The organism is Pseudomonas kairouanensis (genome assembly GCF_004682055.1).
Classification (GTDB): domain Bacteria; phylum Pseudomonadota; class Gammaproteobacteria; order Pseudomonadales; family Pseudomonadaceae; genus Aquipseudomonas; species Aquipseudomonas kairouanensis.
In genome coordinates this window covers 25,692-31,969 of the sequence record NZ_QUZU01000061.1, presented here as the reverse complement: position 1 = coordinate 31,969, position 6,278 = coordinate 25,692, and the positions used below count along the sequence as shown (strand labels likewise).

General features: G+C 60.7%; 6 protein-coding genes. 3 read left to right on the top strand and 3 right to left on the bottom strand.

Features of this window, described 5'->3' with window-relative positions:
• Nucleotides 1–79: 79 nt before the first annotated feature.
• From DYL59_RS28945 to phhA, 3 genes are all read right to left on the bottom strand, one after another.
• Nucleotides 80–1,273, bottom strand: coding sequence for an amino acid aminotransferase (locus tag DYL59_RS28945; protein ID WP_135292216.1), 1,194 nt, complete (start codon nucleotides 1,271–1,273; stop codon nucleotides 80–82).
• Nucleotides 1,273–1,629, bottom strand: a complete 357-nt coding sequence (locus DYL59_RS28940) for a 4a-hydroxytetrahydrobiopterin dehydratase (RefSeq protein ID WP_105523117.1) — start codon at nucleotides 1,627–1,629, stop codon at nucleotides 1,273–1,275. Before DYL59_RS28940 ends, DYL59_RS28945 begins: the two co-directional genes overlap by 1 nt.
• A 99-nt stretch (nucleotides 1,630–1,728) precedes the next feature.
• Complete coding sequence (phhA, locus tag DYL59_RS28935; protein WP_135292215.1) at nucleotides 1,729–2,520, bottom strand: phenylalanine 4-monooxygenase; 792 nt, start codon at nucleotides 2,518–2,520, stop codon at nucleotides 1,729–1,731.
• Nucleotides 2,521–2,777: 257 nt separating this feature from the next.
• On the opposite strand from phhA, the gene DYL59_RS28930 reads away from it, so the two are divergent.
• From DYL59_RS28930 to flgG, 3 genes are all read left to right on the top strand, one after another.
• The gene (locus tag DYL59_RS28930) at nucleotides 2,778–4,340 is read left to right on the top strand and encodes a sigma-54-dependent transcriptional regulator (RefSeq protein WP_135292214.1); all 1,563 of its coding nucleotides are present in this window, start codon (nucleotides 2,778–2,780) and stop codon (nucleotides 4,338–4,340) included.
• Nucleotides 4,341–4,683: 343 nt separating this feature from the next.
• Complete coding sequence (locus DYL59_RS28925; RefSeq protein ID WP_135292213.1) at nucleotides 4,684–5,424, top strand: flagellar basal body rod protein FlgF; 741 nt, start codon at nucleotides 4,684–4,686, stop codon at nucleotides 5,422–5,424.
• 62 nt (nucleotides 5,425–5,486) lie between these two features.
• Entirely contained in the window at nucleotides 5,487–6,272 is a 786-nt protein-coding gene (gene flgG, locus DYL59_RS28920) for a flagellar basal-body rod protein FlgG (RefSeq protein ID WP_005790105.1), read from the top strand.
• Nucleotides 6,273–6,278 lie beyond the last annotated feature (6 nt).

Below are 6,278 nucleotides of genomic sequence, written 5' to 3'. Positions count from 1 at the left end.
GTGTGTCATCCAGCACATCAGGTGACTGATCTACCGCATTCGCGAGCAAGCCCGCTCCCACAGTTTTGATTCGGTTTCGTCAGTTGGAGACGTCGGCAATTGCAGTGGCGAGCAATGTAAGGCGCGTCGCATCGATGCCTGCCACGTTGGCCCGCCCCGAACTCACCATATACACACTGTGCTTTTCGCGCAGTTGCTTGACCTGCTCGGCACTCAGGCCGGTATAGGAAAACATCCCGCGCTGCTCGCCAATATGGGCAAACCGCTCAGCCAGCCCGTGGGGCGCCAAGGCCTCCACCAGCCCGGAGCGCAGTTGTGCGATCCGCGAGCGCATGGCTTCGACTTCACCGCTCCATAGCGTTTTCAGCTCGGCGTCACCGAGGATCGTCGCCACCACCGCCGCACCGTGATCCGGCGGCGTAGACCACAGGTTGCGCGCGATATTGGCGAGTTGGCTGCGCACATCCGTCAGCTTCTCGGCATCCGCCGCGCACACGATCAGCGCGCCGACACGGTCGCTGTACAGGCCGAAGTTCTTCGAGCAGGAACTGGTGACCAGGACTTCCGGCAGTTCACTGGCAAACAAACGCACCGCCCAGGCGTCTTGCTCCAGGCCGTCGCCAAAGCCTTGGTAGGCGAAGTCGATCAGTGGCAGCAGCTGGCGCTCGCTCACAATCTGCAGCACCTGGCGCCAGTCGTCCTGGGACAGGTCGAAACCGGTCGGGTTATGGCAGCAGGCGTGCAGCAACACCACGTCGCCTTGCGGGACGGTGGCCAGGGTCGCCAGCATCGCTGCCACGTCCAGGCGATTGTCCGCGCCCACGTAGGGGTAGTGGCTGACCTTGAGCCCGGCCTTGGCGAAGATGCTTTCGTGGATCGGCCAGGTCGGGTTGCTCAACCATACGCCACGGCCGGGCAGGCTATGGGCGATAAAGTCGGCGCTCAGGCGCAAGGCACCGGTACCGCCCGGGGTTTGCGTGGCGCCGGCACGGCGAGCACGGATCAGCGCAGAATCGGCGCCCAGCACCAGTTCGCTGATCAGCGTACCGAACGCTGCATTGCCGTGGCCGCCGATATAGGTCTTGGTGGCTTGGGTGTCCACCAGGCGCTGTTCGGCCAGCTTCACTGCATGGGGAATCGGCGTCAGGCCCTGGTCGTCTTTATAAACGCCCACGCCCAGGTCGAATTTGTTCGGGTTGCTGTCTTGGGCATACAGGTCCATCAGGCCCAGGATCGGGTCGCCGGGCACACGGGTAATGGCGTCGAAATGCATTACTTGCGGCCCTCGGCGTCCTTGGCTACGTCGTCGGTGCGTGCGGCCATGATGAAGTCATTGCGGTGCAGGCCCTTGATGGAGTGGCTCCACCAGGTCACGGTGACCTTGCCCCATTCGGTGAGCAGGCCTGGGTGATGGCCTTCGGCTTCGGAGATTTCACCCATGGCGTTGGTAAAGGCCAGGGCGAACTTGAAGTTCTTGAACAAAAAAACCTTTTCCAGCTGCATCACGCCGTCGCGTACTTCGATGTTCCAGTCGGGGATCTGCTTGATCAGGACCGGCAATTCTTCATCGCTGACCTGCGGGGCATCGGCGCGGCAGGCTTCGCAGTGGGCTTGGTTCAAGGTGGTCATGTGCAAATGTCCTGAATTCGAGTAGATGAAGGTCAGTAGCGTCACCCTAAAGCAACGCGGGGCCAGGGAACAGACTCACCTGGCGTTGAAAATCGAGGGTTAGGCTGCTTTGGGTTTTGGTGGAAATTTTGGCGCGTGCAAACCCAGCTGCATGCCACGCTCGACCATGCCCATGATGTCTTCCTGGGCCACTTCGAACAGGCGCTTGAGGTTGGGCAGTACGAAGTACAGCGGTTGCAGGATGTCGATGCGATACGGCGTGCGCATGGCTTCCAGTGGGTCGAACACCTGGTGCTCGGGCTCGGAGGACAGGCTGTACACCGTCTCCTTGGGCGACGACAAAATGCCGCCACCGTAGATGCGCCGGCCTTGGGGCGTGTCCACCAGGCCAAATTCGATGGTCATCCAGTACAGCCGCGCCAGGTACACCCGCTGCTCCTTGGTGGCCGCCAGGCCGAGCTTGCCGTAGGTGTGGGTGAATTCGGCAAACCAGGGGTTGGTCAGCAAGGGGCAGTGGCCAAAGATCTCGTGGAAGATATCCGGCTCTTGCAGGTAGTCCAATTCCTCGCGGGTGCGAATAAAAGTCGCCACCGGAAATTGCTTGCTGGCAAGCAGTTCGAAGAAGGTCTGGAAGGGGATCAGCGCCGGTACACGGGCGACTTGCCAGCCGGTGGTGTCGGCCAGCACCTTATTGATCTCACCCAGTTGCGGGATGCGGTCGTGGGGCAAGCCGAGCTTGTCGATGCCGTCGAGGTATTCCTGGCAGGCGCGGCCTTCGATCACTTTCAACTGGCGCGTGATCAGGGTGTTCCACACCGCGTGTTCTTCGGGCGGGTAGTGGATAAAACCTTGCGCATCGGGCTCGCGGGCCACGTAGTGCGTCTGCTTCATACGGCTCTCCTGCTAGGCATTCGTTCTTGTTATGTCCTGGGATGCACCTATTGATACCCCGATGGGCGGGAGATTCCATCCGGTTTTGGCGGTGGCTTGTAGGAAAATGTACCGATTTTCGTAAAGAATTCGTTACGATTGCACGGCCTGTCGCGACGCTGGGCTGGGAAAAGGTCATAAGCTGTCACATAATCTTGACGACTATCTGCGCCCAGCGGCAAAAAGACGCGGCGCCTCCCTACTTTTCGGGCCTCTTCATGCGTATCAAAGTGCACTGCCAGAACCGCATCGGCATCCTGCGGGACATTCTCAACCTGTTGGTGGAGTACGGCGTCAACGTCGCCAAGGGTGAGGTCGGCGGTGAGCATGGCAATGCCATCTACCTGTTTTGCCCGAACCTGGTGAACATGCAGTTCCAGGCGCTGCGCCCGCAATTTGAAGCGATCGCCGGGGTGTTTGGCGTCAAAAGGGTAGGGCTGATGCCCAGCGAGCGGCGCCATATGGAGCTCAATGCGCTGCTGGGCGCTCTGGAATTTCCGGTGTTGTCCATCGACATGGGGGGTTCCATCGTCGCCGCCAACCGTGCGGCGGCGCAGCTTTTAGGTGTGCGGGTGGACGAGGTGCCGGGCATTCCGCTGTCGCGCTACGCCGAAGATTTCGACCTGCCGGAGCTGGTACGGGCGAGCAAGTCGCGCATCAATGGCCTGCGGGTCAAAGTCAAAGGTGACGTGTTCTTGGCGGACATCGCGCCGCTGCAATCCTCCGAGCACGATGACAGCGAAGCCATGGCCGGCGCCGTATTGACCCTGCACCGCGCCGATCGCGTGGGCGAGCGTATCTACAACGTGCGCAAGCAGGAGCTGCGCGGCTTTGACAGCATCTTCCAAAGCTCCAAGGTCATGGCGGCCGTAGTGCGTGAAGCCCGGCGCATGGCGCCGTTGGATGCACCTCTATTAATAGAAGGCGAAACCGGCACCGGCAAGGAACTGCTGGCGCGCGCCTGCCACCTGGCCAGCCCCCGTGGGCAATCACCTTTGATGGCGCTCAATTGTGCGGGCTTGCCGGAGTCGATGGCCGAGACTGAGCTGTTCGGCTATGGGCCTGGCGCCTTTGAAGGGGCGCGGGCCGAAGGCAAGTTGGGGCTGCTGGAACTGACGGCGGGCGGTACGTTGTTTCTCGATGGGGTAGGGGAAATGAGTGCGCGTTTGCAGGTGAAACTGCTGCGCTTTCTGCAAGACGGCTGCTTCCGTCGTGTAGGCAGTGACGAAGAGGTGTACCTGGATGTGCGGGTGATCTGTGCGACCCAGGTGGATTTGTCCGAACTGTGCGCCCGTGGCGAGTTTCGCCAGGACCTCTATCACCGCCTTAACGTGCTGTCCCTGCATATCCCGCCGCTGCGTGAATGCCTGGACGGGCTGGCGCCGTTGGTTGAGCACTTCCTGGACCAAGCCAGCCGGCAGATTGGTTGCCCGCTGCCCAAACTCGCGCCTGCGGCCATGGACAAGCTCAGCCACTACCACTGGCCGGGCAATGTGCGGCAGCTGGAAAACGTGCTGTTCCAGGCGGTGTCGTTGTGCGACGGCGGAACGGTGAAGGCTGAGCATATTCGTTTGCCCGATTATGGCGTGCGTCAGCCGCTTGGCGATTTTTCGCTGGAAGGGGGTTTGGACGAAATCGTCGGTCGCTTTGAAAAGGCGGTGTTGGAAAGCCTGTATGCAGAGCACTCAAGCAGTCGGCAGCTCGGCAAACGCTTGGGCGTATCCCACACCACTATTGCCAACAAACTGCGGGATTACGAAATCCTCAAGGCCGACAAATAATCCCCTGACACAACTGGGTCAAAAATGTGGAGCGGGCTTGCTCGCGAAAGCGGTGTGTCATCCAACACATCAGGTGACTGATCCACCGCATTCGCGAGCAAGTCGAATCGTCGCACCGCCGCTCCCACATTGGATCTTCGTCGCCAATGAGACTACTGCTTGCCGCCAGCGGCAGTAGTCCGCCGTTTTTTCGACTCTCACCCCGCGCCCATTTCCCGTCACCCACCCGCAAACCCTTGCCCCGCTTGCACTTCGCCCTATTTCAAAAAGTTGGTTCGCAAATTGCTTAAGCCTCCTCAGTACAGCGGTGGGCGGCAAGCGTCCGTCAGAAAGAGGAAAGAGCGTGGACAAGTACCTTTATGTGGCAATGACCGGCGCCAGCCAGAATGCTCTGGCGCAGAAGGCCCATGCCAACAACCTGGCGAACATTTCCACCAACGGTTTTCAACGTGACCTGGAACAGGCGCGTTCGATGCCGGTGTTCGGCGACAGCTTTCCGGCGCGGGCCTTTGCCCTCACCGAACGCCCAGCCACCGACTTCACCCCTGGCGCCATGATCGAAACCGGCCGTGACCTGGACGTGGCCGTCAGCGGCGACGGCTGGATGGCCGTGCAGACCCCGGATGGCGGCGAAGCCTACGTGCGCAGCGCCAGCATGAACGTTGACGCACTGGGCGTGCTGCGCGCCGGCAACGGCATGCCGATCATGGGTAACGGCGGCCCGATTGCCGTGCCGCCCCAGCAAAAAATCGAAGTGGGCGCCGATGGCACCATCAGCATCCGTGCCATGGGCGAAGGCCCGCGGGTGATGGCGGAAGTGGACCGCATCAAACTGGTCCAGCCCGACCTGAAGAATATGACCAAAGGCCTGGATGGCAGCATCCACACCAAGGATGGCCAACCAGCCCAGGCCGATGCGAACGTCAAGCTGACCTCGGGCTTTTTGCAGGCAAGCAACGTCAATGCCGTGGAAGAAATGACGGCGGTGCTGGCGCTTTCCAAGCAGTTCGAGCTGCACATCAAGATGATGAACAGCGCGAAGGAAGACGACCAGGCCATGACGCGCGTCATGCAGATCAGCTGATTGCAGCCCACTAACTAATTTGTGATGTCGCGCCAACAAACAGGCGCACAGAGGAGAACACCATGCTTCCGGCTCTATGGGTTGCCAAAACCGGTCTGTCCGCCCAGGACACCAACTTGACCACCATTTCCAACAACTTGGCCAACGTATCGACCACGGGTTTCAAACGTGATCGCGCCGAGTTCCAGGACCTGCTCTATCAGATCAAGAAGCAGCCGGGCGCCCAGTCCACCCAGGACAGCGAACTGCCGTCGGGCCTGCAATTGGGTACCGGTGTGCAGATCGTCGGCACCCAGAAGAACTTCAGCGCCGGTAACCTGCAGCAAACCGGCCAGCCGCTGGACATGGCCATCAACGGCCGGGGTTTCTTCCAGATCCTGCAACCGGATGGCACTACCTCCTACACCCGTGACGGTACCTTCCACCTGGACTCCAACGGCCAGATCGTCACCGCCAACGGTTTCGCCCTGGAGCCAGCCGTGGTGGTGCCTGCCGATGCCAAGACCTTCACCGTCGGCAACGACGGCACCGTGTCCATCACCGTGGCCGGCAACCCCGCCTCGCAAGTGATTGGCAACCTGCAAACCGCCGACTTCATCAACCCGGCCGGCCTGCAAGCCATGGGCAACAACCTGTTCCTGGAAACCGCCTCCAGCGGCGCGCCGCAAATCGGCACCCCTGGCCTGAACGGTTTCGGTACCACGCTGCAAAGCACCCTGGAAACCTCGAACGTGAGCACCGTTGAAGAGATGGTCAACATGATCACCACTCAACGCGCCTACGAGATGAACTCCAAGGTGATCTCCACCGCCGACCAGATGCTCTCGTTCGTCACGCAGAATCTGTAATCAAGT

What these genes read in the sequence shown, in the direction of transcription:
- DYL59_RS28945 (WP_135292216.1), bottom strand. Translation starts at nt 1,273, where the DNA reads ATGCATTTCGACGCCATTACCCGTGTGCCCGGCGACCCGATCCTGGGC.
- DYL59_RS28940 (WP_105523117.1), bottom strand. Translation starts at nt 1,629, where the DNA reads ATGACCACCTTGAACCAAGCCCACTGCGAAGCCTGCCGCGCCGATGCC.
- phhA (WP_135292215.1), bottom strand. Translation starts at nt 2,520, where the DNA reads ATGAAGCAGACGCACTACGTGGCCCGCGAGCCCGATGCGCAAGGTTTT.
- DYL59_RS28930 (WP_135292214.1), top strand. Translation starts at nt 2,778, where the DNA reads ATGCGTATCAAAGTGCACTGCCAGAACCGCATCGGCATCCTGCGGGAC.
- flgG (WP_005790105.1), top strand. Translation starts at nt 5,487, where the DNA reads ATGCTTCCGGCTCTATGGGTTGCCAAAACCGGTCTGTCCGCCCAGGAC.